The organism is Streptomyces sp. P9-A4, from assembly GCF_036634195.1.
GTDB lineage: Bacteria > Actinomycetota > Actinomycetes > Streptomycetales > Streptomycetaceae > Streptomyces.
Map to the genome: position 1 here is coordinate 5,770,276 of NZ_JAZIFY010000001.1, position 26,007 is coordinate 5,796,282.

Here is a 26,007-nt window from a genome sequence, read left to right on the forward strand (position 1 = left end):
CGCCCGGTGCCCTTCGCAATCGGCCAAGCCGTCCTTGCATACGGATTAGGATGGAGTCCATGGCAAAGAGCGGTACGACGACCCAGGGGCTGCGCGCGGCGATCGAGCGCAGCGGCTACTACCCGGCCCTCGTGGCCGAGGCGGTGGAGGCCGCTGTCGGCGGTGAGGCCGTCGCGTCGTACGTGGTGCACCAGGAGACCACCTTCGACGCGAACGAGGTCCGGCGGCACGTCACCGTCCTCGTCCTGACGCCGCACCGCTTCATCGTCAGTCACACCGACGAGCAGTCCGCCGACACCAGCTCCCCGACGCCGTACGCGACGACCTCCACCGAGTCCGTGAAGCTCGACCGGATCTCGTCGGTCGTCGTCAGCCGGGTGGTCGCCAATCCGGAGTCGTACACGCCGGGCACCCTGCCCCGCGAGGTCGTCCTCACCATCGGCTGGGGCGCCGTCTCCCGGATCGACCTGGAGCCCGCCGCCTGCGGCGACCCCAACTGCGACGCCGACCACGGCTACACCGGCAATGCCACCGCCGACGACCTCAGCCTGCGCGTGAGCGACGCCGGGGACGGTCCCGACACCGTCCGGCAGACCCTCGCCTTCGCCCAGGCCCTCTCCGAAGCCATCGCGGCCACCGCCGCCCCGACCCGCTGATGGTGCAGCCGACCGCCGTGACCCACGGCTGGCCCGACGACCCGGTTCCGCTCGCCCCGGAGACCGCGCCGGTCCCCGAGTACACCTTCGGCTCCCTCGGCGACGTGCTGCCGACGCTGGTCGCCGCGCAGGGCGTGCCCGGTTTCTCGCCGCGGATAGCCGAGCTGTCGCCCGCCGACCGCAACTGCGTCTTCCTGATCGACGGCCTCGGCTGGGAGCAGATCCGCGCCCACCCGGACGAGGCCCCGTATCTGACCTCGCTCCTCGGTTCCTCGCGCGGCGGTACGGGCCGTCCGGTCACCGCCGGGTTCCCCGCCACCACCGCGACCTCGCTGGCGTCCGTCGGCACCGGCCGTTACCCCGGCACCCACGGGCTGCCCGGCTACACCGTGCGCAACCCGGCCACCGGCGAGTTGATGAACCAGCTGCGCTGGAAGCCCTGGACCTCGCCGCACGTCTGGCAGCCGTACCCCACCGTCTTCCGGCTCGCGCACGAGGCCGGGATCCACACCGCCCAGGTGTCGTCCCCGATCTTCGAGCAGACACCGCTCACCAAGGTCGCGCTTAGTGGCGGAAAGTTTCACGGGCGGCTCTCCGGCGAGGAGCGCATGGACTTCGCCGCCGAGCAGCTCGCCGCCGGAGACCGTTCGCTGGTCTACACGTACTACAGCGAACTCGACGGCGCCGGACACCGCTTCGGCATCGACTCCGACGCCTGGCGCGGCCAGCTGATGTTCGTCGACCGGCTCGTGCAGCGGCTCGCGGAGCAGCTGCCGCCCCGCGCCGCGCTGTACGTCACGGCGGACCACGGCATGGTCGACATCCCCTTCGACGAGCAGCACCGCATCGACTTCGACGAGGACTGGGAGCTGCGCGCCGGCGTCGCCCTCCTCGGCGGCGAGGGACGCGCCCGGCACGTCTACGCCGTGCCTGGCGCCGAGGCGGACGTCCTCACCTGCTGGCGCGAGGTGATCGGCGAGCAGTTCTGGGTGGCGAGCCGCGACGAGGCCATCTCGCTCGGCTGGTTCGGCGACGAGATCGACGAGCGGGTGTACGGGCGGATCGGCGACGTCGTCGCCGCGGCCCACGACGACGTGGCGATCACCGCCTCCGTCAACGAGCCCCACGAGTCCGCGATGGTCGGCATGCACGGGTCCATGACCCCCGCCGAGCAGCTCGTCCCGCTGCTCGAAGTCCGTTCCTGACCCGCCCGCGCCGGACACCCTCCCCTCCCACGACCCTGAAAGGTCCCCGACCCGTCATGCCCGAGCTGGTCTTCTTCTCCGGAACCATGGACTGCGGGAAGAGCACCCTGGCGCTCCAGATCGCCCACAACCGCGACGCGCGGGGGCTCCAGGGCGTGATCTTCACCCGTGACGACCGGGCGGGCGAGGGCAAGCTGTCCTCCCGGCTCGGCCTGGTGACGGAGGCGATCGAGGCCCCGCGGGACATGGACGTGTACGCGTACCTCGTCGCGCAGCTCTCCCAGGGCGGCAAGGCCGACTATGTGATCGTGGACGAGGCGCAGTTCCTCGCCCCCGAGCAGATCGACCAGCTCGCGCGGATCGTCGACGACCTCGGCCTCGACGTCTTCGCCTTCGGCATCACGACGGACTTCCGGACCAAGCTCTTCCCCGGCTCGCAGCGGCTGATCGAGCTGGCGGACCGCATCGAGCAGCTCCAGGTCGAGGCCCTGTGCTGGTGCGGCGCCCGCGCCACCCACAACGCCCGTACGGTCGGCGGCGTGATGGTCGTCGAGGGCGAGCAGGTCGTCGTCGGCGACGTGAACCGCCCGGCGGAGGAGATCGGCTACGAGGTGCTCTGCCGGCGGCACCACCGCCGCCACATGACCTCGGCCTCCGCGCACGCGGGCGCCCTCTCCCCGGACGTCCTGCCGGTCAACGGCTGACGCCTGCCGGCGGGGACGCCCGCGCGCCGGGACGCCTGCGTACTGGGCCGCCCGCGCAATGGGGACACCCGCGCAATGGGGACGCCCGCGCACCGGCATGCCCGCGCAATGGGGACGCCCGTCACGAGAGCGCCTGCCCAGCCGGGCACCCCGATAAGGCACCGAAGAAATCGGCTGTGCTGCGAACCGCGCCTATTGGTCGCCGGGTCGCCCTCAGCCCGCCAGATGATCCCGTATAACCGCCTGCAGCCCCGTCAGATTCGGATTGGCCGAATTCCGGTCCAGCCACGTCATCGTGACCGAGGTGTGCAGATCCGCGTCGTCGACCTCGACGATCGCGATCTCGCCCCGGTCGGCCTGGGCGCGCACCGCGAGGTGCGGCAGCAGCGCGCAGCCCATCCCGGCGGCCACGCACGCGCTCAGCGCGCCGATGCTCGCCACCTCCGCGACGGGTTCCTTGGCGACCCGGCCCGTGAAGGCCTTGTCGTACATCTCCCGGAACCCGCAGCCGTGTCCGGTGGCCAGGAAGGGCTCCGCAGCGAGCTCCGCGAGGTGGGAGCGACCGTGCGCGGCCAGCGGATGGTCGGGTGGTGCGATGACCACCAGCGGCTCCCGGGCCAGTGTCTCGGCGCGCAGCCCCGCGTCCACCGGCGGATCACCGAAGGTCAGACAGACGTCCAGGTCGCCCCGGCGCACCGCCTTGTACAGCTCGCCCCGGTTGTCCTGGGCGATCCGGACCCGGGCCTCCGGATACAGCGCGCGGTGGCGCGAGAGCACCTCGGGCAGTACGTGCAGACAGACCGTCTCCAGCGCCCCGACCGACACGTCGGAACCGGGCCGGGCCACCGCCCAGCGCGCCTCCTCCAGCAGCCCGAGGATGCGATCGGTGTACTCCGACAGGGCCACGCCCTGCGGCGTCAGACGCACCCGCCGGCGTGAGCGGTCGAGCAGTGCGACTCCCAGTTCACGCTCCAGCGCCTGAATCTGGTCGCTGACGCTGGACTGGGCGTAATGAAGTTCCTTGGCCGCCTGGGTGACGCTGAGCGTCCTGGCAACCGCTTCGAACGTCCGGAGATGGCGTAACTCCATGATTTCGAGCCCCCCTCGATGACTGATCGGCTGCGCCGATGCTACCCATAGCTCATTCCCGTCGTCACCAGCACCAATTCGCCTTTCTGGTCCGGTTGAATGCTCGTGGCACCCTCCGGACTCCGCCCGGAACGAAGTCCGACAAAGCGCCAAGCGATTCCCGGAGCAATTCCCGAAGAGATTTCCGAAACAAATCCTGAAACAAATCCTGAAAAAGGAGAAGGCATGTCGACGCAGGCAGAATCCCAGCGGGCTCCCCTCGCCCCGGAGCGAACCGGAAGGCCCTCGCGGACCCTGCTGATCGGCCTCTCGCTCGGCTACTTCATGGTTCTGCTGGACATGACGATCGTCTCGGTGGCGCTTCCCGCCATCTCCGCTGACCTCCGCATCGGATCGACCGGTCTGCAGTGGGTCGTCAACGGCTACACGATCACGTTCGCCGCGTTACTGCTCACCGCGGGCCGGCTGTCCGACCGGTACGGCGGTCGCCGGGTCTTCCTGTGGGGCCTCGTCGCCTTCGGGCTGCTCTCCGGTGTCACCGCCGCCGCGAGCAGCCTGGGCGTCATGGTCGCCCTGCGGCTCGCCCTCGGCGGCGCCGGAGCGCTGCTACTGCCGTCCTCCCTCGCCGTCATCACCAACGCCCATACGGAGGCCGCCGACCGCGCCCGTGCCGTCGGCAACTGGGCGGCGATCACCGGCGCGGCCCTCGCCGCCGGTCCGCTCGTCGGCGGTCTGCTCACCGACACCGTCGGCTGGCGCGCCGTCTTCCTCATCAACGTGCCGCTGGCCGCGGTGAGTTACGTCATCACCGTGCGCCTCGCCCCCGAGACGGCCCGCAAGCAGCGCGGCGGTCTCGACGTCACCGGTCAGCTCAGCGCCGTGATCGCCCTCGGCGCCCTGTCGTACGCGCTGATCGAGGGGCCGGGCAAGGGCTGGGGGACCGGTCCGGTGCTGCTCGCCCTGGTGCTGGCGGTGGTCGCGGCGGTCGTGTTCGTCACCGCGGAGAAGCGGGCCGGGGACGCGGCGATGCTGCCGCCGCGGATGTTCCGCGGCCGTGGCTTCTCCGCCGCCCTCGGCTCGGGTCTGCTCGCCAACTTCGGTCTGTCCGGGCTGCTGTTCACGCTGTCGCTGTACTTCCAGGAGAGCCGCGGCTACTCCTCCCTCGCGGCCGGCCTGGCCTTCCTGCCGCTCACCCTGCCCACCGCCTTCAACCCCCTCTTCGCCGGGCGCCTCGTCGGCCGGATCGGCCCGCGCGGCCCCGCCATCACCGGGTTCCTGCTGATGGGCTTCGGCGCGCTGCTCCAGGCGCCGTTCACCGAGGACTCGGCGCTCGCGCCGGGGGCCACCGTGGTGGGCCTGCTCGCCTTCGGTTTCGGTGTCTCCTTCGCGCTGCCCGCGCTGGTCGCGGGCATGGCGGGTTCCGTACCGGCCGATCTGGCAGGCATCGGCGCGGGTGCGCTCAACTCCGCCCGCCAGGTGGGAGCTTCCCTCGGTGTCGCCGTCCTCGGCGTGCTCCTCGACCTGTCCTCGACCAACGCCGACGGCACCCGGCGGGCGCTCGTCGTCACCGGTCTGACGCTGCTGCTCGGCGCGCTGATCGCGGGTGCGGGACTCAAAGGGCGTACCGCGAGCTGACCCGACGTCGCGCCCGCCGACGTCGCCCCGCCGCGCGTCGACCCCGTCGTGCGGCGACCCGGACACGAGGCGGCCGTCAGGGGGGAGTGCCCACCCGCTTCGCGTCGACGGGTGCGGTCGTTGTCACGTCTGCCAGGCGACTCCTCTACGGAAGGCAGAAGATGACGACACGCAGAAGACTGCTCGGCGGTGCCGCAGCGACCGGCGCCATGGCCGCCCTCGGTGGCGCCCCGGCAGCGGCGGCGGCAGCGGCGGAGGCCGTGGGTGGCGGTGCCCCGGCGGCGGCGGCGGTGGGGCGGAGCGGGGCCCGCGAAGCGATCGTCGCGGTCAACGACGGCACGCGCGCGCACTACGCCGCGCTCAAGTCCGACCTGATCGGCCGTTTGAGCCCCGTCCTCGTCGTGCAGAACGACGCCAAGGGGGGACGGTTCACCCTCATCCACGACGGCTCGCGGGAGTCGCTGCATCCCGTCGCGGAGGTGTTCGAGCTGGCGAAGTCCGTCAGCCATGTGCCGCTCGGTGTCTTCGCGATCGTCGCGCCCCATCTGGGCGACCGGGTCCCCCACCTGCCCAACGGCTGCCGCATCGATCCGCACGACCTCGCCATGGTCGCGTCCGGGGGAACCGCGGCCGATGGCTGGATCGCCTCGCTCCAGGAGTACGCGGGCACGCTGACCGCCGCCCGTCGGCGGCTCGACGAGGCGGGCCTCCCGCCGGAGATGGCCGGCGCGTCCGCACGCGTGCTGGACGGGGCGCTCCGGTTCATCGCGGAGTCCCTGGCATCCGGCTCCGTCGACATCGCGGCCTTCGAGGACTTCTCCGGCAGCGTGTACGAGGGCATCCGCACCAACATGGCGTACGCGGCCGAGGCGCAGATCGCGGGCGTGGAGGGCGTCATGCGGAGATGGCGGGCCGAGATCGGCGAGGAGGCGTGGCGGAACCTGTACACCGTCGTGCTGTCCCAGTGGGCCACGTCCGTACTGAACCAGAACTCGATCATCATCAGGCGATGTATGAATCCGGCCGAGGTGGCCACCCATCTGATCGACCTGCCGGCCGCCGAACCGCCCGCTGACCCGGTCTTCGTGGCCCTGGACAACCTCGCCCGGATCGTGCAGGACAACATCGCCGCCGAGCTGGTCTTCCCCTCGGACCCGGCGGCGGCTGACGCGCTCAAGGGCCCGCAGGACCTGCTCGCCGACGAGATCCTGCGCCGGCTCGGCGCGTCGACCGCCGACGGGACGGCGTACTCCGCCCCTGCGGGAGCCGGTGACGCCTGCCCCGTCGCCCGGCGGGACGGGACGCGGGGCTGACCGTCGATGTCGCTTCCGCCCCGGGGCCGTTACGCCTCCGGGCCGGCCGTTACGCCTCCGGGGCCGCGTCCTGCCGACTCGGCCCGCGCGTCAGCAGGTCGAGGTCCGGGGTGCTCAGGGGCGCCGCCCCCGTGAGGGTGCCGACCAGCGCCTGGGCGAGGACGGTCGCCGTGCCGATCCGGGCGTCCTCCCGCTCGTCGCCGGTGACCTTGTCGATCAGCGCGTCGCGTACGGCGGGGGAGATGCCGGAGCCGCCGAACAGGTCGGGGTACGACAGCGCCATCATGCACACGCCCACGTTGGCGGAGAGGATCGCCTGTCCGGCGAGTTCCGGGGCCATCCGCAGCCGCCCGGCGTCGCGGCAGCGCTCCAGGGCCTTGAGCAGGAGCGCCTGGGCCTCCTTGACGGCCTCCGGCTTGGCGTCGCTCGTCGGCGTGAACATCAGCCGGTAGAGGTGCGGGTTGCGGAGCGCGAACGCGACATGGCTGTTCCACGCCGTCCGCAGGTCCGCCACCGGGTCGTCGGTGAGGGGGTTCCGTCGCTTGTCGGCGAGGAAGCGCTCGAAGCCGATGTCGGCGACGGCGGTCAACAGCCCCTGCTTGTCCCCGAACTGGCGGTAGATCTCGGGCATGCCGACCTTCGCCCGGTCGCAGATGGCGCGGGTCGAGATCGCCGGCGCGTCCTTGGTGGCGAGAAGTTCCTCGGTGGCTTCCAGGATGCGCTCTCGTGCCGTCGACATGCCTTCACGATATCAGCGCTAACAGTCCGGACCTGGGCGAATCCACCCCGAGGGCCGGCGGACCGAGGTGCCGCCCCTCGCCGTTGTTATCGACGATAACGAGCTGTGTTAGCGTTGAAAACAGCTGCCCGCCACGAAAGGAACAGCCATGACCGCCTCCGCCACCCTCCGCGATGTGATCGGCCTGCCCCAGGAGCTGCCGCGCCTCGCCGACGCGACCCTGATCCTGATCGACTTCCAGAACACCTACCGCTCCGGCGTCATGCGGCTCGACGACGCCGAGCGGGCCCTCGCCGCCGGCGCGCGACTGCTCGCCGCCGCCCGCGCCGCCGGCGCACCGGTCGTCCATGTCGTCAACGACGGCGGTGAGGGCACCCCGTACGACATCCGGGCCGAGACCGGCGCGATCAGCGACGAGGTCGCCCCGATCGAGGGCGAGAAGGTCGTCGTCAAGCAGTTCCCCAACGCCTTCCACGCCACCGGCCTCGAAGAGACCCTCAAGGACCTCGGCGCGAGCGGCGACCTCGTCATCGCCGGGTTCATGACGCACATGTGCGTCCTCTTCACCGCGCAGGGCGCCTTCAACCTCGGCTACCGCCCGACCGTGGTCGCCGAGGCCACCGCGACCCGCACCCTGGAGGCCCCGGACGGCACCGTCGTCACCTCGGACGCGCTCCAGGCGGCCGGACTGACGACCGTCGCCGACCTGTTCGGCATGGTGGCCCGTACGGTCGACGAACTGGTGGCCGTCACACCGGCCGGCTGATCACCGACCACGGGCCGGTACACCCCGGGAGTTCACCCGAGGTGTACCGGAAGACCGCCTGGTGATCGGTTGCGGGTCGCCCGACTCGGCGGTAATGGCGGTCGGCCCGTGTCGGTTCCACCCCCGGGCGTTCCCGTTCCGTGCGCCCCCTGGAGGACGTGTGCCCCCCGCCGCCGAGACCCTGCTCGACGAGGTCGACGGCGAGGAGGGCACCGGCGGCCCACCGGCCCGCGCCGGAGGCCCCCGGCGCGGGCCGCGCTCCCCGGCCGTCGCCGGGCCGCTCGCCGCCGCCCTGCTGACCGCCGTCCTGCTCTGCCTCGCCACCCGGCTCTCCCGTACGTACCCCTTCGGGCCGGTGACCAGGAACATCGTCGACCTCGGCCAGCAGTACCTGCCGTTCCACGCGTACTGGCGCTCCTTCCTCCTCGGCGAGACCCACGGCGACGCCTTCCTCAACTGGAACTCCGGCTTCGGCTCCAACTTCCTCGGGGACATCGGCACCTACCTGAGCAGCCCGTTCGACCTGCTCGTCGTGCTCTTCCCGGCGGACCGGATCGAACTCGCCCTGTACGTCGTCACCGCCGCCAAGATCACCGCCGCCGGGGCCGCGATGGCGCTGCTGCTCCTGCGGTTGCGCCCCGGTCCCTGGCCGGTCGCCGCCGTGCTCGGCACCGCGTACGCGCTCTCCGGCTGGACCTTCAACTACGGCGCCACCGTCCCGATGTGGCTCGACGGACTCGTCGCCTTCCCGCTGCTCTGCCTGGTCGGGGAGTGGGCCCGCACCGGGCGCCGCCCCGTCCTCGGTCCGCTGGTCGTCGCCCTCGCCTGGATCGCCAACTTCTACACGGCGTACATGGCGACGCTCGGCGCCGCCGTCTTCCTCGTCGTCCGGCTCCTCACGGCCGAGGAGACCGCCACCGCCCGGCAGCGCCTCGCCGGCGCGCTGCGCGCCGCGCGCGGAGTCCTCATCGGCATCGGGCTCGCCGCGCCGCTCGTCGTGGTGATCTTCCTCGCGACGAAGGTCGCCGACCCCACCCCCGAGACCACCTTCGCGCCGGCCGCCTGGACGGACGTCCTCGCCCGGTTCCTGCCGGCCACCGCGAGCGTGGCCAGCCCCGCCCTCTTCATCGGCACCCCCGCGTTGGCGCTCGCCCTCACCCTGCCCTTCAACCGGTCCGTCGCCCCGCGCGTCCGGGCCGGCTGGACGGCGGCGGTCGTCCTGGTGACGCTCTCCCTCCAGTGGGAGCCGACGCACTTCGTCTGGCACGCCGGAGCCTCGCCCAACGGCATTCCGTACCGTCAGACCTTCGTGCTGTGCGGGCTGCTGCTCATCGCCGCCTGGTTCTCGGGCGCCGGGGGCGTGCCGCGACCGGTCGCGCTCCTCGGGGGCGGCGCGCTGCTCGGGATCCTGGCGTGGGCGGCCCGGGGGAGCATCGACATCGACCGGTGGACCTTCCCCGCCTTCGGTGCGTCCGCCGCCCTGGCCCTCGCCGCCGTGCTGCTTGCCCTGCTGGGCGTCCGCCGGAACACGACCCGCCCGACGGACCCCGACCGCCCGAGCGATCCCGGGCATACGCCGGACCCCGCGCGCGTACCGCCCGCCGGGAGCACCCCCGTACGGTGGCGCGCCGCGCGCGTACTGCCCGTTCTCGCCGTCGCGTTGCTCGTCGCCGCCCAGGCCGGCGAGGCCGTCGTCACCGGCAAGCGGATCGAGGAGCAGCAGCGCGACAAGGTCTCCTGGTCGCCCAGGATCGGCCCCTGGCACACGGCCGTCGCCGACGAGGTGGCCCGAGCGGACGGCTGGCCCCGCTACCGGACCGACCCCGGTGAGGTCCCCGGCGGCAACGACGTCCTGCTCGTCGGCGGACAGGGCCCCGACTACTACAGCAGCCTCACCGCCGACGTGACCTCCCGCACCCTGGCCTCCCTGGGCTTCGGCTACTACGCCAAGGGCCGGCACCCCGTCACCCTCGACAACCCGGTGACGGACGCGCTCTTCTCCATCGGCACCCGGGTCCGCTCGACACCGAAGGGCCCGCTCCGCCAGGACCGGGCGCCGCGCGCCACGGTGTCCGCCGCCACCACCCCCGGACCGCCGCTCGTCACCGTACGTCCCTCGGCGCACCCGCCCGCCGCCTCCGGCGACTCGGCCTTCGCCGTCCAGGAACGCCTGCTCGGTGCTTCCGTGTACGAGCTGCCGCCCGTCGCCCGCACCGGACGGACCCTCACCGCCCGGTGCCCGGCGGGCTCCCAGGCCTGGTTCTGGGCACCCGAGTACAAGGGCTCGGCGGCCCTCGCGGGGGAGCCGCCCGTGGACTTCGAGGGCAAGCCGCCCTCCGTCCGCGCCCCGATGCGGGCCCTCGGCGCCGTCCCGGCGTCCGGAGAAGTGCGGATCGCCCTGGGGCCCGAGGGCAGGCCGCGGCTGCCGCGCCAGTCGGTCGGCTGTCTGGTGCCGGACCGGCTCGACACCGCCGTACGACGGCTGACCGACACCGGTGCCACCCGGGTGCGGGCCACCGGACACACCGTCACCGCCGAACTGCCCCCGGGCAGCACCGGCACCGCCGTGCTCGCCGTGCCCCGCATCTCCGGCTGGAGCTGCGCCGCCGGTGACGCGGAACCCCGTCCCGCGCGCGCGTACGGCGGTCTCGTCGCCGTCCCGCTCGACGGGCGCGAGACCACGGTCACCTGCTCCTTCCGGCCCCCGGGCCTCCGCCTCGGCGGCGCCGTCGGCGCGGCAGCCCTGCTTGCCCTGCTGGCGACCGGGATCCTGCACCGGCGGCGGGCCCGCCGATGAGGCGACTTCCGGACGGGCTTCCGCGCGGGCTTCCGCACAGGCTTCCGCACGGACTTTCCGCAGGGGACGACAAGAGTTCACCCGGAGTGCACGCACGGATCGTTCGCCCGGAAAAGTGGAGCGTTACTCTGCCCGCCGTAGCGGCGTTTAATTGTTCGATTCAGTTGGGGATTTCGAGTGCCGAAACTGTCCGTCGTCGTACCGTTCCACAATGTCGGGGCATACGCTCCCGACACCCTGCGCAGTCTCGCGAACAACGCGGATCCGGAATTCGAGTTCCTGCTGATCGACGACTGCTCGACGGACGACACCCCGGAAATCCTCGACCGCTGGCGCGACCGTCTGCCGAATTCCACCGTCATCCGGCACGAGACGAACAGCGGCGTCGCCCAGGCGCGTAACACCGGAATCGATGCCGCACGCGGGGACTACGTCACCTTCCTCGACGGCGACGACTGGTACGCACCCGGCCACCTGAGCGCCACCGTCGCCGGAATCGACCGTCTGGGCTGCGATTTCGCCCGGACCGACCACGTCCTCTCGGAGGGCCGGAAGCGGCAGATCCGCTACGCCCCCGCCAAGCGCCGCGACACCGTCATGGACCCCAGAGACGGAATCTCACCCGCCAGCATGGTGACGATGGTGGACTATCCGTTCGTCCCCTTCGGTATTTACAGTGCCCGGCTCTTCGAGAACGGCGCCTCGCGTTTCGAGACCTCCCTCAGAACGGCCGAGGACCGCCTCTGGATCTGGCGGCTCCACCTCAAGGCCCGTACCTTCGCGGCGCTCTCCCTGCACGGTGTCTTCTACCGGCGCGGGGTCACGACCTCGCTCACCCAGATCACCGACAACCGGCAGCTCGACTTCATTCCGTCGTACGACCTCCTGCTCGACGAGGTCTCCCGGGACGCGGAGGCGGACCGGTTCCTCCCGAAGGCGGTCCGCACGTACTGCGCGATGATCGCCTTCCACCTGGGCAAGGTCGAGAAGTACGAGCCCGCCGTCGCCAAGCGGCTCCGCGCCGATGTCGGCGACGCGCTGCACCGGATGCCGCAGCAGGTCCTCGACGAGACCCTGGCCACCATGGACACCCCCCGCAGCACCCTCCTCCGGAGCCTGCGCGACACCGGAAGGACCGCCTGACCCATGGCCTCCGCCCCCGCCGCCTCCGCCGGCCCCGCGTCCTCCTCCGCCTCCGACGAGGCCCCGGCGCCCGCCCCCGTCCCCGACCAGCGGCCGGTCCAGATCTTCCAGGTCTCCACCCTGTACGGCGCGGCCACCCTCGCGGCAGCCCTCGACGCCGGACAGTTCGGCCCCCGCGAGGACGCCCGCCGGCTCCTGCTGATCTCGCACAACGCCGAGATCCCGGAGACCGCGCTGCGCCTGGAGACCATGACCGGCTACGAGCGGATCGCCGCCCGCTTCGACGGCACCCTCGACTGGAACGAGACGATCCACCCGTACCACCCCGGCGCCTGGGCCCCCCGCCCCGAGGAGGCACCGCTCTGGCAGCGCGTCCTGCGCACCGCCTGGGACCTGGGCGGCGCCCCGGTGGAGCTGGTCGTCGAATCCATCCAGGTGAACCCGGCCAAGGCCCTGGCCGGCACCTTCCCCGAGAGCGCCCTCCACGTCTACGCGGACGGCCTCATGAGCTACGGCCCGACCCGCAACGACCTGGCGCAGTCGATCGCCTGCCGCGTCCGGCGCGTCCTCCACCTCGACCTGGTGCCGGGGCTCCGGCCCCTCCTCCTGAGCGAGTACGGGGTGGAGCCCGAGCTCGTCCCCGACGACGCCTTCCGCGCGGTCCTCACCGAGATCGCCGAGGCGGCGGCCGACGACCCGGACATCGCGCGCGTGGCCGCCGCCGGACCCACCGCCCTCCTGCTCGGCCAGTACCTCGCCGCCCTCGGCCTCCTCACCGCCGAGGAGGAGGAGGACCTGCACGTGCGGATGCTGCGCGGGGCAGCCGCCGACGGACACCGCTCGGTGGTCTTCAAGCCCCACCCGACCGCGCCCCCCAGCTACTCCCAGGCCCTCCAGGAGGAGGCGGAGCGGTCCGGCGTACGGCTCACCGTCCTCGACGGGCCGCTGCTCGCCGAGACCTTCTACGAGCGGTGCGCGCCCCGGCTCGTAGTCGGCTGCTTCTCCACGGCGATGCTCACCGCCGCCGTCTACTACGGCATCCCCGTCGCGCGCGTGGGCACGGCCGAGGTCCTCGAACGGCTCACCCCCTTCGAGAACAGCAACCGCATCCCGCTCACCGTCGTCGACCACCTCCTCCCCGACCTGGAGCGGGGCGAGGCGCCGAGGCTCCCCGGACCCGCGCCGGACTCGCTCACGCCCCTGGTCCGCGCCGTCGGCTACTGCATGCGGCACAAGATCCACCCGGGCCTGCGCGAGGAGGCCGCCCGCTTCCTCGCCGCGCACCACGCGGAGCCGGGCACGGCGCACCACTTCACCGCCGAACGGCTCGCCGAGCTGGGTCTGCCGGGCGGATCGCCGGCCCCGGCCCGGGGCGGCACGGCAGCCCGCCTCCGCAGGACGCTCGTACGGTCACGGCGGGGCTGAGCGGACCGGGACGGAGTACGGGCCGCCGCGGTCGGCGCAACCGGCCGCGTCAGCCCGTACTACGCATCACGGCCCTACGCATCACGGCCCTACGCATCAGGCCTACCCATCACGGCCTGTGCATCACGGCCCGGCCGACCGGACCAGGCTGAAGACCGCGCCCTCCGGGTCGGCCACCAGGGCCAGCCGTCCCGCCCTGGCGTCGTGCGGCGGGCGCAGCACCTGGCCGCCGAGTTCCGCGGCGAGCCCCGCCGCCGCGTCCACGTCCGCGACCTCGAAGTACGTCATCCAGTGCGGGCCCCGGTCGCGCGGCAGCTCGTTGCCGAGGCCGTGCAGCGAGGCCACCGGGTCCCCGCCCACCCGCAGCGTCGCGTAGTCGTCGTCGGCGGAGTCGACCGGCTCCACCTCGTAGCCGAAGACCGTCCGGTAGAACTTGCCGACCGAGGACGCCTCGTACGTCAGCAGCTCGTTCCACACCGGGGTTCCCGGCGGTCCGGCCGCCGCCGTGCCGTGGTGCGCGTCCGCCTCCCAGATGCCGAAGACCGCGCCGACGGGGTCGGAGCAGATCGCCATCCGGCCGGCCTCGCCCGCGTCGAGCGGGCCCACCGCCACGGTGCCGCCGCAGCAGCGGATGCTCTCGGCGGTCTCGTCGGCGTCGGCGGTGGCCAGGTACGGCGTCCAGGCGATCCGCAGGTGCCTGTCGGGCGGCAGCTGGCCGATGCCCGCCACCTCCCGGCCGTCGAGCAGCGCGCGCACATACGGCCCCAGGTGCTGTGGACCGGGAACGAACTCCCAGTCGAAGAGCGCGTTGTAGAACTCCTGGGTGGCGTCAAGCCCGTGCACCATCAGGCTCACCCAACAGGGTGTGCCGGGTGTGCGCCGAGTCGCCTCGGTCATCGTGACTCTCTCCTCGGACCATCGTCGTGGCCGTGTCCCGTCCGCATGGTGTCACCGACGGGGCCGCGGCGCGCCCCGGTCGCACCAAAGAGTGGCGCGATCGCGTCGTGCTGACGCGGGGCGGACGCCGGGTTCCTCGTCCGCGGCCGTGCGGCTGCGCGAGGATGGCACCCATGAAGCCCATCATCTCCGCAAGCGAACTGCTGAGCGAGTCGGCCGGGGCCCGGCCGCCGGTCCTCCTGGACGTCCGCTGGACGCTGGGCGGCCCGCCCGGACGACCGGCGTACGAGGCCGGGCACCTGCCCGGAGCGGTCTACGTCGACCTGGACACGGACCTCGCGGGGCCGCCCGGCGGCGGTGGGCGCCACCCGCTGCCCGACCCGACGGCCTTCGGTGCCGTGATGCGCCGTGCCGGGGTGTCGGCGGACACCCCGGTCGTCGTCTACGACGGTGGCCTCGGCTGGGCCGCGGCCCGTGCCTGGTGGCTGCTGCGCTGGGCGGGCCACCGGGACGTCCGGGTGCTCGACGGGGGCCTCGCGGCCTGGACCGGGGAGCTCACGGAGAAGGTCCCGACGCCGGAGCCCGGCGACTTCCGGCCGGAGCCTGGCGCCCTGGGCCTGCTGGACGCGGACGGCGCGGCGGCGTTCGCCCGTTCGGGGCTGCTGCTCGACGCGCGGGCGGCCGAGCGCTACCGGGGGGACGTGGAGCCCATCGACCGGGTCGGCGGGCACATCCCGGGCGCGGTCTCGGCGCCGACGACCGAGAACGTCGACGCGGAGGGACGTCTCCTGGGCGCCGGCACCCTGCGGGACCGTTTCAGGGCCCTCGGCGCGGCCGAGGGGACCCCGGTCGCGGTCTACTGCGGCTCGGGAGTCTCCGGCGCCCATGAGGTCCTGGCCCTGGAGGTCGCCGGCATCCCGGCCGCCCTCTACGCCGGATCCTGGTCGGAGTGGTCGGCCGACCCCGCCCGCCCGGTGGCCACGGGCCCGGACCCGCAGTAGCGGACTTACGTACGGGAACGGGGCCCGCACCGGTTCGGCGCGGGCCCCGTTCCCGTACGGCCACGGCCGTAGCCGTGCTCCGTTCCGTCAGTCCTGCTTCTTCCTGCGCGTGCCGAAGACGATCTCGTCCCAGCTGGGGACCGCCGCCCGGCGGCCCGGACGGACGCCGTCCGCCTCGGCCTGGCGGTCCGTGGTGCCGGTGAGCCGGTCCCGGTGCCCCGAGACGGCGCGCGGCATCAGGACATCGGCGTACGCGGATCCGGCACCCGCCGAAGCGGCCGTCGCCGGCGGTTCCTCCGCCTCGGCCTCCTCGCCCGGCTCCGTATCCGTGGGTTCGGGCACGATCATGTCGCCGCGGAAGCTCGGTACGGCCTCCAGCAGGCTGGTGAGCGAGTCCCGCTCCTCCTCGGGCTCGACCGAGGCGGAAGCGGAGGCCCGCTCCAGCTGCCGGTGGTCGAGCTGGCGGTCCAGGGCGCGGTCGAGCGGCCTGTCCCGGGGCAGCCGGGCGATGCGCGGCACGAACGGAAAGCTCGGCTCCGGCGGGGCGGCGATCGTGTCGTCGGTCTCGCCGATCAGCGCACGGGCCTCGTCGTCCACGGCCTGGACGAGCCGCCGGGGCGGGTCGTACGTCCAGCTGGCGGTGTGGACCTCGCCCGCGACGCGGTAGACGAGCAGCACCTCCCAGGTGCCGTCGTCCCGCCGCCAGGAGTCCCACTGGACGGTGTCCTTCTCGGCGCCGCGCAGCAGCAGGCGCTCCTGCACCGCCTCGCCGAGCTGGGGGCCGCTGTTCTCGCCGGGCCTGCGGACCGGGGTCTTGCGGGCCCGCTCGGCCATGAAGGCGCGCTCCGCGAGCACGGGGCCCTCGAAGCGGCGTACGCGGTCGACGGGGATGCCGGCGAGCTGGGCGACCTCCTCGGCGGAGGCACCGGCTCGTATCCGCGCCTGGATGTCACGGGGGCGGAGGTGGCTCTCCACCTCGATCTCGATCTGGCCGAGGCGCGCGCGGTCGTTGCGCACGGCGGCGCGCAGCCGCTCGTCGATCGGAAGTGTGTACTCCGTGCTGTCAGCAGCCTTCAGCACCAGTCGTGTGCCGTCGTTGGAGACGGCCACGACACGCAGTTCGGGCATGGGGACCTCCCGGGTGGTGCCTGCCGACGTCACGTGCGTCGCTGCTTCCGCTAGTCGAGTGTGGCCTGCCCGGGTGCAGCCTGCCACTACCTTGCCGAGTTGCCCGGCGTGTCGGGCGTGGACCCTGGAACGCCGTTATGGCACGGTTACCGGACGGCTACGCGGAGTGACAGGCGGTCACTCTGTGCGTCCGACTTCCGTGCGGTGCCTCGGCGCCGCCGGTTCGAGTGCCGTCTCCGGCTCCCGCCCCTCGATCCGGGGCACCCGTGAAGGCGTCCGGACCCAGGGTTCGTCAATGTACTCCATTCGGGCCACCGGGGTGGACCGGCGCGCCGCCCAACTTCTCGGGCGGTACGGGAGTTGAGTGTCCGCGATCTCCCCCCGTACGTGTCGCTCTTCACAGAAACAGCAGAAACGGAACTATTCTCTTCGCCCATTTGTCCCTTCTGGGTGCAAGGCGAACGGATGAACCGTCAGGGGCTGGAGATGCGTCACAGGCCGAATACCGACACGGACGAGCCGGAGAGGCAAGGTGCATGGCAGCCACGAGACGCGCCTGAGGCGCGCGAGGAGAAGGAGGGCGGCAGGCGGCGGATCGACCTGAGCATCGCCCAGGTCTCCGGCAGCGCCCTGGCCGCCGTCATCGCCGCCAAGCTGGCCTCCACCCTCGGTGTGTACGGCACGATCCTGGGCGCCGGTGTGATCAGTGTCATCGCCACCTGCGGCGGCCCGCTCTTCCAGCACCTCTTCCGCCGCACCGGCGAGCAGATGCGCGACGCGACCGCAGCCGCCAAGCCGAAGGCCCGCCAGGTGCCGCTCGCACCGGGGCCGCCGGCCGACCGCACCCTGATGCTCGGTACGGTCCCGGCGCCGGTCCCGGCGGACGAGGAGTTCGGCACGGCGACCACCCACGGCACCCGGGTCCGGGGCTGGAAGCGCCCGGCGATCGCCGCCGCGCTCGTCTTCGGCGTGACCATGGGCGGCATCACCGCGTACGAACTGGTCTCCGGCCAGGACTTCAGCGGGACCCAGGGGACGACCACCTTCGGGTCCGTCGTCCGGGGCGGCGGGAGCACCGGACAGAACGCCCCCGGCGGGGACGAGGACCCCACGCCCGCGCCGACCGGATCGGCCGACGGCTCCGGCACCGACGCGCCGCGGACCGGGAGCACCCGGACCCCGGGCGACCCGGGTGCCGGCCGGGACGGCACCGCCACGCCCCCGCCGGAGCCGACCCCCTCCGGCTCGGCCGACGGCGGGTCGACGACCGCGCCGGCACCGACGCCGACCGGCCCGACGACCGGCCCCACGACGGAGCCGACCGCCCCGACCGGGGGACCGGCCACCGGTGCGCCGGAGGCCCCGGCGGACCCGGCGAACCCGGCCCCGGCGGGAGCCGGAGCCGGAGCCGACCCGGTGGCCGAGTGACCGCGCGCGGCCGTCAGTCGCCGAGGACGCGCCGCAGGTAGTCGTTGGCGAAGAGCCGGTCCGGGTCGAGCCGGTCGCGCAGCGCCGTGAACTCGGCGAAGCGCGGGTAGACCTCGGAGAAGTAGGCGGCGTCGCGGGTGTGCACCTTGCCCCAGTGGGGGCGGCCCCCGTGCGCCGTCATGATGCGCTCCACCGCGGTGAAGTACGCGTGGTGGGGCGTTCCCTTGTAGAGGTGGACGGCGATGTACGCGGTCTCCCGGCCCGAGGCCGTGGACAGCGCGATGTCGTCCGCCGGGGCGGTCCGTACCTCCACCGGGAAGCTCACCTTGAGCGGCGAGCCGTCGACCATCGCCTTGAGCTCGCGCAGCGCGGCGACCGCCGCCTCACGCGGAAGCGCGTACTCCATCTCCAGGAAGCGGACGCGGCGCGGCGAGGTGAAGACCTTGTACGGGATGTCGGTGTACGTACGGGCCGACAGGGCCCGGCTGGAGACCTTGGCGATCGAGGGGATGACGGGCGGCACGGCCCGGCCGAGCGAGCAGGCCACCTGGAAGAGGCCGTTGGAGAGGAGTTCGTCGTCGATCCAGCCGCCGATCCGGCCGGGGGGCGCGGCGGGGCCCGCGCTGCGGTTGTTGCGCTTGGTGTTGCAGTTGTCCGTGTGGGGGAACCAGTAGAACTCGAAGTGCTCGTTCTCCGCGTGCAGCGCGTCGAACTCCGAGGTGACCCGGTCGAAGGTCATCGGCTCCTCGCGCGCGGTGAGCAGGAAGACCGGCTCCACCGCGAAGGTGATGGCGGTGACCACGCCGAGGGCGCCGAGCCCGATCCGGGCGGCCGCGAAGACCTCCGGATTCTCCTTCTCCGAACAGGTCATCAGCTCGCCCGAGGCCGTCACCAGCTCCAGTTCGCGGATCTGCGCGGCTATGGAGGCCGACTCCCGGCCCGTGCCGTGGGTGCCCGTGGAGGTGGCCCCGGCGACGGTCTGCTCCATGATGTCGCCCATGTTCGTGAGCGACAGGCCCTCGCGGGCCAGTGCCACGTTGAGCCGCTTGAGCGGGGTGCCCGACTCGACCGTGACGGTCATCGCCTCGCGGTCGATCCGCCGGATGCCGGTCAGCAGGCCCGGCCGGATCAGGACGCCGTCGGTGGCCGCGATCGAGGTGAAGGAGTGGCCGGTGCCGACCGTCTTCACCCGCAGACCGTCCCGGGCCGCCCGGCGTACCGCCTCGGCGAGCTCCTCGGCCGAGGCCGGACTCACCTCCCGCACGGGGCGGGAGGTGACGTTCCCCGCCCAGTTACGCCACGTGCTGTCCGCCGTCCTGGTGCTGCCCGACCCCGCTGTTGTCGTCCCGCTCACGCTGCCCCTCCCGGTTCGGTGCCGGCCTGCGCAGCCGGCGGTGTCCGAGAAGCCCCACCGCGACCGCGAGCGCACCCGAGACGACGGGCACCACGTACCCCGCCTCGGCCCCCGACGCGTCGACCACCATGCCGGCGGCCGAGGAGCCGAGCGCCACGCCGACCGCGAGCCCGGTACCCGTCCAGGTCATGCCCTCGGTCAGCTTGGTGCGCGGTACATGCGCTTCGACGAGGGCCATGGTGGTCACCATCGTCGGTGCGATGGACAGGCCCGCGACAAAGAGCGCCACGGCCAGCAACGGCAAGTTCCCGGCCAGTAGGAGGGGGATCATACTCACGGCCATCGCGCAGATGCCCAGGAGCCACCTGCGCGACGGCTCGCCCTTGAGGTGGAGGAGCCCGAACACGGCGCCGGCCAGGCCGGAACCCAGCGCGTAGACGGCCAGAACGAGACTGGCGGCGGCCTTCGTTCCCTGCTCCTCGGCGAACGCCACGGTCACCACGTCGATCGAGCCGAAGATGGCTCCGGTGGCGACGAAGGCCAGGGCCAGCACCTGGAGTCCGGGGGAGCGGAGCGCGGAAGTGCGCGGCCCGCCGTCCCGGGGATGGGGGGCCGGTTCGGTGGCGCGCTGCGAGGTCAGCCAGAAGACGCCGACGGCCAGGAACATCCCGGCGAACAGCGGGCCGGCCTCGGGGAACCAGGTCGTGGACAGGCCGATCGAGAGGATCGGGCCGAAGACGAAGCAGACCTCGTCGACGATCGACTCCCAGGAGTACGCGGTGTGCAGCCGTCGCCCGTCGCCCCGGTAGATCGCGGCCCAGCGGGAGCGGGTCATCGCCCCGACGCTCGGGACACAGCCGATGAGGGCCGTGAAGACGAAGAACGTCCAGTCGGGGGCGTCCTGCTGTACGCAGAGCAGGAGTCCGGCCGCCGCCGCGAGCGAGACCAGGGTGAACGGCCGGAGGACCCTGCGCTGCCCGTACTGGTCGACCAGCCGGGAGACCATCGGGCCGAGCACCGCCGCGGACGCCGCGAGCGTCGCGGAGAGGGCGCCGGCCAGCCCGTACCGGCCGGTGACCTGGGAGATCATCGTCACGATGCCGATGCCCATCATGGACAGGGGCATCCGGCCGAGGAGTCCGGCGACGGAGAACAGGGTGGTGCCGGGCGCCTCGAAGATCGCGCGGTAGGGACTGGGCAAGGGGGTCTCCGGATCTCCGCGTGGGGGGCGCGGCTTCCGTGCGGGCGCCCGGAGCGGGCGTCCGCACGTGTAATTAACAGCTAAAGCCTACGGGTTTGAACTGGATGGGTCATCCCCATTTTCGGACGCGCGGCCGGACGGGCCGCGCCGTTCGCCGTCAGCGGCGGGTGGCAGGATCGGTGCCATGTCCGATCAGCACGATCCCGCCCCGTACGACGCCCTGCTGCTGCTCTCCTTCGGCGGCCCCGAGGGCCCGGACGACGTGGTCCCGTTCCTGGAGAACGTGACCCGCGGCCGCGGCATCCCGAAGGAACGGCTCAAGGAAGTGGGGCAGCACTACTTCCTCTTCGGCGGCGTCTCCCCGATCAACGACCAGAACCGCGCGCTCCTCGGAACGCTCCGCACGGACTTCGCGGAGTCCGGCCTCGGTCTGCCGGTCTACTGGGGGAACCGGAACTGGGCCCCGTACCTCACCGACACCCTCCGCGAGATGATCACCGACGGCCGGCGCCACATCGCCGTCCTCGCCACCAGCGCGTACGCCTCCTACTCCGGCTGCCGCCAGTACCGCGAGAACCTCGCCGACGCGCTCGCCACCCTGGAGGCGGAGGGCCTCCCGCTGCCCCGGGTCGACAAGCTCCGGCACTACTTCAACCACCCCGGCTTCGTCGAGCCCATGATCGAGGGCGTCCTCGCCGCCCTCGACGAGCTCGACCCGTCCGTCCGCGACGGGGCCCACCTCGCCTTCACCACCCACTCCATCCCCGAATCCGCCGCCGACACCTCCGGACCGGTCACCGAGCACGGCGAGGGCGGGGCCTACGTCCGCCAGCACCTCGACGTGGCACGGGTGATCGCCCAGGCGGTCACCGAGGCCACCGGGACCGACCACCCCTGGAAGCTCGTCTACCAGTCCCGCAGCGGCGCCCCCCACATCCCGTGGCTGGAGCCCGACATCTGCGAGCACCTGGAGGAGCTGCACGGCGCGGGCGTCCCCGCGGCCGTCATGGTCCCGATCGGCTTCGTCTCCGACCACATGGAGGTCCTCTACGACCTCGACACCGAGGCCACGGCCAAGGCCGCCGAACTGGGGCTGCCCGTCCGCCGTTCCGCGACCGTCGGCGCCGACCCGCGCTTCGCCGCCGCCGTCCGCGAACTCGTCCTGGAGCGGGCCTCGGCCGAGCGCGGGACCCGGGCCGAGCGGTGCGCGCTCGGCGCCCTCGGCCCCTCCCACGACCTGTGCCCGATCGGCTGCTGCCCGGCCAGGGCGGAGCGCCCCGCCGCGGCCGGCGCCGACAGCCCGTACGCCTGAGGAGACCTTGTGACCGACCCGCTCCCGACGGACCCGCGTCCCACCGACCCGAGCTCCACCGCCCCGAGTTCCGCCGATCCGCTGCTCGCCGAACTGCTCGGCCTCGCCCTGGAGGCCGCGCGCCGCGCCGGAGCGCTGCTGCGCGACGGCAGGCCCGAGGACCTCGCCGTGGCCAGGACCAAGTCGAGCGCCGTCGACGTGGTCACCGAGATGGACATCGCCGCCGAGGAGCTGATCACCGGCTTCCTCGCCGAGCACCGCCCGGCGGACGGCTTCCTCGGGGAGGAGGGCGCTTCGAGCCCCGGCACCAGCGGTGTCCGCTGGGTCATCGACCCGCTCGACGGCACCGTGAACTACCTGTACGGCCTGCCCACCTGGGCCGTCTCGATCGCCGCCGAACGCGACGGCGAGACCGTCGTCGGCGTCGTGGAGGCCCCGATGCGCGGCGAGACGTACCGGGCGGTCCTCGGCGGCGGCGCGTACGCGGGGGACCGGCGCCTCGCCGTCCGGCCCTCGCCCGTCCTCGACGAGGCCCTCCTCGGCACGGGCTTCGGATACCTCCGGGCCCGGCGTGCCCACCAGGCGGACATCGTCCAGCGGGTGATCCCGCGCGTCCGCGACATCCGCCGGGGCGGCTCGGCCGCCATCGACCTCTGCGACGTCGCGGCGGGGCGGCTCGACGCCTACTACGAGCGCGGCCTCAACCCCTGGGACCTCGCCGCAGGCGCCCTGATCGCCCGCGAGGCGGGCGCCCTGACCGGAGGCCGCCCGGGGGAGCCGGAGTCGGGAGAACTGACCCTGGCGGCCTCGCCGGGCCTCTTCGCACCCCTCCAGGGCCTCCTGGAGGAACTGGGCGCCTGGCACGACTAGAGCCTGTCGTCGAACTCCCGTCGTCGCCCTGCCCGAAGGGCGGCCCCGCGGCGTCCGGTGCGTGCTCTCGGCGCGCCGGGCAGGCGGGAGCCTGACGGCACCCCTAGCGGCCCGGTGACGGACGCGCGAGGGCCCCGGAGCCGGGAGACGGCGCCGGGGCCCTCGCACGCGTGCGGGATCGGGTTCGGGAAACGGGTTCGGGGTCAGAGACCCGGCGCGGCTACCTCCACGCCGTGCTCGGCGGCCAGCCGGTGCAGGTCCTCCAGCTCCGCCTGCTCGACCTCCGCCAAGTAGTCGTCGCCCGTCTCACGAGCCCGCGTGAGGTCCGTCTGCGTGGTCCTGATGCGGTGCAGCAGTCCTGCGGTGAAAGCGTCCATCGTGCGCCCCCTCGTCATGGGTCCGGTGGCACGGTGGTGTGCCGAGGGTGGGTGGATCACACGCTGCGGTCTCTGGGGGACAGAGAGCGGTATGTGGCGCGCCACATACAGGGCGTGATCACGGGGTGTGCAGTCGTCCTCCCCAAGCCCTTCCTCAGAGAAACCTCAACTGGCCCGGAAATCCGGTGAATTCTTCGGGACCGGCCACGCGCCCCCCGTGCGTGCCCTTGTCGTCCACCGCCCGCCGGCGGGCCCCGCACCGCCGCCTTACAGCCGGTTTACGCGCGTACGGGGCAGGATGGACACGCACAGTCAGTGCTCAGGTTTCAGCCGGTCCCCCTCGGGACCGCAGCTCAATGGGAAGGATGTACGACGTGCGCGTACTCGTCGTCGAGGACGAGCAGCTGCTCGCCGATGCGGTGGCCACCGGACTGCGCCGGGAGGCCATGGCCGTCGACGTCGTGTACGACGGCGCCGCGGCCCTGGAGCGGGTCGGGGTGAACGACTACGACGTGGTCGTCCTCGACCGCGACCTTCCCCTCGTCCACGGTGACGACGTCTGCCGCAAGATCGTGGAGCTGGGCATGCCCACCCGCGTCCTGATGCTCACCGCCTCCGGCGACGTCAGCGACCGCGTCGAGGGCCTGGAGCTCGGCGCGGACGACTACCTCCCCAAGCCCTTCGCCTTCACCGAGCTCACCGCGCGCGTGCGGGCCCTCGGCCGCCGTACGAGCGTGCCGCTGCCGCCCGTCCTGGAGCGCGCAGGCATCAAGCTCGACCCGAACCGCCGCGAGGTCTTCCGCGAGGGCAAGGAGGTCCAGCTCGCGCCGAAGGAGTTCGCCGTCCTTGAGGTCCTCATGCGCAGCGAGGGCGCCGTCGTCTCCGCCGAGCAGCTCCTGGAGAAGGCCTGGGACGAGAACACCGACCCGTTCACCAACGTCGTACGGGTCACCGTGATGACCCTGCGCCGCAAGCTGGGCGAGCCGCCGGTCATCGTCACGGTCCCCGGCTCCGGGTACCGGATCTGACCCGATGGCCACCACCCCCGCGCCTCATCCCCAGGCGCCCCCGAAACCGACCTGGGACCCCAGGGACCCGGTCCGCCCGCTGCTGCGCCCGACCATCCGGATACGGCTCACGCTGCTGTACGGCGGGATGTTCCTGATCGCGGGCATCCTGCTGCTCTCGATCATCTACCTGTTCACCGCGCAGGCCCTCACCGACAGCGTCTCCGAGCTGCCCTTCAAGGTCGTCCAGGGCAAGGTCCAGCCGACCACCTCCTGGTGCGAGCTGCCCGTCCAGGGCACCGGGGAGCAGCTCAACGACGCCGTGTCCGTCTGCCTCCGGCACCAGAGCGACCGTGCCCTGGACGACCTCCTGCGCCGCTCCCTCTTCGCCCTGCTCGGCATGAGCATCATCGCCTTCGCCTTCGGCTACGCCATGGCGGGACGGGTGCTCTCCCCGCTGGGCCGGATCACCCGGACCGCCCGCCAGGTGGCCGGCTCCGACCTGTCCCGGCGGATCGAGCTGGACGGCCCCGACGACGAGCTGAAGGAGCTCGCCGACACCTTCGACGAGATGCTGGAGCGCCTGGAGCGGGCCTTCACCGCCCAGCAGCGGTTCGTCGCGAACGCCTCGCACGAGCTGCGGACCCCGCTCGCGATCAACCGCACCCTCCTGGAGGTCCACCTCTCGGACCCCGGGGCGCCGATGGAGCTCCAGCAGCTCGGCAAGACCCTGCTCGCCACCAACGAGCGCAGCGAGCAGCTCGTCGAGGGCCTGCTGCTGCTCGCCCGGAGCGACAACCAGATCGTCGAGCGCAAGCCCGTCGACCTCGCCGAGGTCGCCTCGCGGGGCGTGGACCAGGTCCACGCCGAGGCGGAGGCCAAGGGGGTCGAGATCCGGGGCGAGCGCGAGCCCGCGGTCGTCCAGGGCAACGGCGTCCTGCTGGAGCGGATCGCGCTGAACCTGCTCCAGAACGCTGTCCGGTACAACGTGCCGGAGGGAGGCTGGGTGGAGGTCACCACCGGGACCGAGCAGGGCCAGGCGGTCCTGGTCGTCTCGAACACGGGGCCCGTGATCCCGGCGTACGAGATCGACAACCTCTTCGAGCCCTTCCGGCGGCTCCGGCAGGAGCGGACCGGCAGTGACAAGGGCGTCGGTCTCGGCCTGTCGATCGCCAGATCCGTGGCCCGCGCCCATGGCGGCCGTATCATCGCGGAGCCCCGCGAGGGGGGCGGCCTCGTGATGCGCGTCACTCTGCCGATCTGACAGACTGCATGAGCCGACCGGTTCCGTTCGCTTTGCGCGGAATTCCGGGGCCCCGATTCTGAGACGCTCATGTGTGATCGATCACAGGAGAGGGTGTCCGGATCTCCACTCTCCGTGACCGAGAAATCCCTCGGAAAACCAGGAAAAGTCCGGGTTTCCCGGGCCTGGATTGACGGGAAGTACACGGGGTGGCGCCTGCGAGCGGCGCCCGCAGGACCGTGTACGGTCCGGTTCGCCACCCGAAGCCGATCACTCGCGAGAGGACGGGACGGGTGTCGATTGAGTAACAGACCTTGATGTGAGGCAAAATCTCCGCCTCAGGTCGGGCACAAGTCCGACCTCTCACGCGTTACGTGCGCTGAGACACCCGCAACCACCCAGAGGGGGAGAGCGACATGGCAACGGATTACGACACCCCACGCAAGACCGACGACGACGTCGACTCGGACAGCCTTGAAGAACTGAAGGCCCGCCGGAACGACAAGTCGACCTCGACCGTCGACGTCGACGAGTTCGAGGCCGCCGAAGGCCTGGAGCTTCCCGGCGCCGACCTCTCGAACGAGGAGCTGGCCGTCCGGGTCCTGCCCAAGCAGGCCGACGAGTTCACCTGCATGAGCTGCTTCCTCGTGCACCACCGCAGCCAGCTGGCCAGGGAGAAGAACGGTCAGCCGATCTGCCGCGACTGCGACTGAGGTC

General features: G+C 72.5%; 23 protein-coding genes. 16 read left to right on the forward strand and 7 right to left on the reverse strand.

The window, feature by feature from the left end:
• Positions 1 to 59: 59 nt before the first annotated feature.
• The 3 genes from V4Y03_RS26025 to V4Y03_RS26035 are packed head-to-tail and all read left to right on the forward strand — an operon-like array spanning position 60 to position 2,565.
• On the forward strand, positions 60 to 656 hold the full coding sequence (locus tag V4Y03_RS26025) for a DUF5998 family protein (protein ID WP_317877855.1): 597 nt from the start codon (positions 60 to 62) through the stop codon (positions 654 to 656).
• Entirely contained in the window at positions 656 to 1,861 is a 1,206-nt protein-coding gene (locus tag V4Y03_RS26030; protein WP_317877856.1) for an alkaline phosphatase family protein, read from the forward strand. Before V4Y03_RS26025 ends, V4Y03_RS26030 begins: the two co-directional genes overlap by 1 nt.
• 56 nt (positions 1,862 to 1,917) lie before the next feature.
• Entirely contained in the window at positions 1,918 to 2,565 is a 648-nt protein-coding gene (locus V4Y03_RS26035) for a thymidine kinase (protein ID WP_317877857.1), read from the forward strand.
• Positions 2,566 to 2,778: 213 nt separating this feature from the next.
• Here V4Y03_RS26035 and V4Y03_RS26040 read toward each other — a convergent pair whose 3' ends face one another.
• Complete coding sequence (locus V4Y03_RS26040) at positions 2,779 to 3,654, reverse strand: LysR family transcriptional regulator (RefSeq protein WP_332436449.1); 876 nt, start codon at positions 3,652 to 3,654, stop codon at positions 2,779 to 2,781.
• Between the two features lie 225 nt (positions 3,655 to 3,879).
• Between V4Y03_RS26040 and V4Y03_RS26045 the strand changes: the two genes are divergently transcribed.
• On the forward strand, positions 3,880 to 5,289 hold the full coding sequence (locus tag V4Y03_RS26045) for an MFS transporter (protein ID WP_332436450.1): 1,410 nt from the start codon (positions 3,880 to 3,882) through the stop codon (positions 5,287 to 5,289).
• Positions 5,290 to 5,450: 161 nt separating this feature from the next.
• Positions 5,451 to 6,602 carry a hypothetical protein gene (locus V4Y03_RS26050; protein ID WP_332436451.1) on the forward strand — a complete coding sequence of 384 codons (1,152 nt, stop codon included), beginning with the start codon at positions 5,451 to 5,453 and terminating at the stop codon, positions 6,600 to 6,602.
• A 49-nt stretch (positions 6,603 to 6,651) separates the two neighbouring features.
• On the opposite strand, the gene V4Y03_RS26055 is transcribed toward V4Y03_RS26050, so the two are convergent.
• Complete coding sequence (locus V4Y03_RS26055; protein WP_332436452.1) at positions 6,652 to 7,341, reverse strand: TetR/AcrR family transcriptional regulator; 690 nt, start codon at positions 7,339 to 7,341, stop codon at positions 6,652 to 6,654.
• Positions 7,342 to 7,489: 148 nt separating this feature from the next.
• Between V4Y03_RS26055 and V4Y03_RS26060 the strand changes: the two genes are divergently transcribed.
• From V4Y03_RS26060 to V4Y03_RS26075, 4 genes are all read left to right on the forward strand, one after another.
• Positions 7,490 to 8,107: an isochorismatase family protein gene (locus V4Y03_RS26060; RefSeq protein ID WP_332436453.1), complete on the forward strand. Its 618-nt coding sequence runs from the start codon at positions 7,490 to 7,492 to the stop codon at positions 8,105 to 8,107.
• A 160-nt stretch (positions 8,108 to 8,267) separates the two neighbouring features.
• On the forward strand, positions 8,268 to 10,904 hold the full coding sequence (locus tag V4Y03_RS26065) for a YfhO family protein (protein ID WP_332436454.1): 2,637 nt from the start codon (positions 8,268 to 8,270) through the stop codon (positions 10,902 to 10,904).
• Between the two features lie 177 nt (positions 10,905 to 11,081).
• Complete coding sequence (locus V4Y03_RS26070; RefSeq protein WP_332436455.1) at positions 11,082 to 12,047, forward strand: glycosyltransferase family 2 protein; 966 nt, start codon at positions 11,082 to 11,084, stop codon at positions 12,045 to 12,047.
• A 3-nt stretch (positions 12,048 to 12,050) separates the two neighbouring features.
• Positions 12,051 to 13,472, forward strand: coding sequence for a polysialyltransferase family glycosyltransferase (locus V4Y03_RS26075; RefSeq protein WP_317874265.1), 1,422 nt, complete (start codon positions 12,051 to 12,053; stop codon positions 13,470 to 13,472).
• 123 nt (positions 13,473 to 13,595) lie between these two features.
• Here V4Y03_RS26075 and V4Y03_RS26080 read toward each other — a convergent pair whose 3' ends face one another.
• Positions 13,596 to 14,369 (reverse strand): VOC family protein, encoded by a 774-nt coding sequence (locus V4Y03_RS26080; RefSeq protein ID WP_332436456.1) that lies wholly within the window; start codon positions 14,367 to 14,369, stop codon positions 13,596 to 13,598.
• Positions 14,370 to 14,542: 173 nt separating this feature from the next.
• Between V4Y03_RS26080 and V4Y03_RS26085 the strand changes: the two genes are divergently transcribed.
• Complete coding sequence (locus V4Y03_RS26085; RefSeq protein ID WP_332436457.1) at positions 14,543 to 15,370, forward strand: sulfurtransferase; 828 nt, start codon at positions 14,543 to 14,545, stop codon at positions 15,368 to 15,370.
• Between the two features lie 87 nt (positions 15,371 to 15,457).
• Here V4Y03_RS26085 and sepH read toward each other — a convergent pair whose 3' ends face one another.
• Positions 15,458 to 16,531, reverse strand: a complete 1,074-nt coding sequence (sepH, locus tag V4Y03_RS26090; RefSeq protein ID WP_317874262.1) for a septation protein SepH — start codon at positions 16,529 to 16,531, stop codon at positions 15,458 to 15,460.
• Between the two features lie 447 nt (positions 16,532 to 16,978).
• Here sepH and V4Y03_RS26095 point away from each other — a divergent pair, with 447 nt between their 5' ends.
• Positions 16,979 to 17,926: a hypothetical protein gene (locus V4Y03_RS26095; protein ID WP_443079890.1), complete on the forward strand. Its 948-nt coding sequence runs from the start codon at positions 16,979 to 16,981 to the stop codon at positions 17,924 to 17,926.
• Positions 17,927 to 17,939: 13 nt separating this feature from the next.
• Here V4Y03_RS26095 and V4Y03_RS26100 read toward each other — a convergent pair whose 3' ends face one another.
• Both V4Y03_RS26100 and V4Y03_RS26105 read right to left on the reverse strand, forming a co-directional pair.
• Positions 17,940 to 19,280 (reverse strand): D-arabinono-1,4-lactone oxidase, encoded by a 1,341-nt coding sequence (locus V4Y03_RS26100; protein ID WP_317878563.1) that lies wholly within the window; start codon positions 19,278 to 19,280, stop codon positions 17,940 to 17,942.
• Positions 19,219 to 20,481, reverse strand: a complete 1,263-nt coding sequence (locus V4Y03_RS26105; RefSeq protein WP_317878564.1) for an MFS transporter — start codon at positions 20,479 to 20,481, stop codon at positions 19,219 to 19,221. The genes V4Y03_RS26100 and V4Y03_RS26105 overlap by 62 nt, the downstream gene beginning before the upstream one ends.
• Positions 20,482 to 20,665: 184 nt before the next feature.
• Between V4Y03_RS26105 and V4Y03_RS26110 the strand changes: the two genes are divergently transcribed.
• Both V4Y03_RS26110 and V4Y03_RS26115 read left to right on the forward strand, forming a co-directional pair.
• Positions 20,666 to 21,793, forward strand: coding sequence for a ferrochelatase (locus V4Y03_RS26110; protein WP_332436459.1), 1,128 nt, complete (start codon positions 20,666 to 20,668; stop codon positions 21,791 to 21,793).
• A gap of 81 nt (positions 21,794 to 21,874) precedes the next feature.
• Positions 21,875 to 22,663: an inositol monophosphatase family protein gene (locus tag V4Y03_RS26115; protein WP_317872775.1), complete on the forward strand. Its 789-nt coding sequence runs from the start codon at positions 21,875 to 21,877 to the stop codon at positions 22,661 to 22,663.
• Positions 22,664 to 22,866: 203 nt separating this feature from the next.
• Here V4Y03_RS26115 and V4Y03_RS26120 read toward each other — a convergent pair whose 3' ends face one another.
• A complete protein-coding gene (locus V4Y03_RS26120) occupies positions 22,867 to 23,040 on the reverse strand; it encodes a hypothetical protein (protein WP_317872773.1) in 174 nt (57 codons plus the stop codon).
• Between the two features lie 374 nt (positions 23,041 to 23,414).
• Between V4Y03_RS26120 and V4Y03_RS26125 the strand changes: the two genes are divergently transcribed.
• From V4Y03_RS26125 to V4Y03_RS26135, 3 genes are all read left to right on the forward strand, one after another.
• A complete protein-coding gene (locus V4Y03_RS26125) occupies positions 23,415 to 24,068 on the forward strand; it encodes a response regulator transcription factor (protein WP_030146958.1) in 654 nt (217 codons plus the stop codon).
• A 4-nt stretch (positions 24,069 to 24,072) separates the two neighbouring features.
• Positions 24,073 to 25,311 (forward strand): sensor histidine kinase, encoded by a 1,239-nt coding sequence (locus V4Y03_RS26130; RefSeq protein WP_317872772.1) that lies wholly within the window; start codon positions 24,073 to 24,075, stop codon positions 25,309 to 25,311.
• A gap of 395 nt (positions 25,312 to 25,706) precedes the next feature.
• Positions 25,707 to 26,003: a DUF4193 domain-containing protein gene (locus tag V4Y03_RS26135; RefSeq protein ID WP_003955561.1), complete on the forward strand. Its 297-nt coding sequence runs from the start codon at positions 25,707 to 25,709 to the stop codon at positions 26,001 to 26,003.
• Positions 26,004 to 26,007 lie beyond the last annotated feature (4 nt).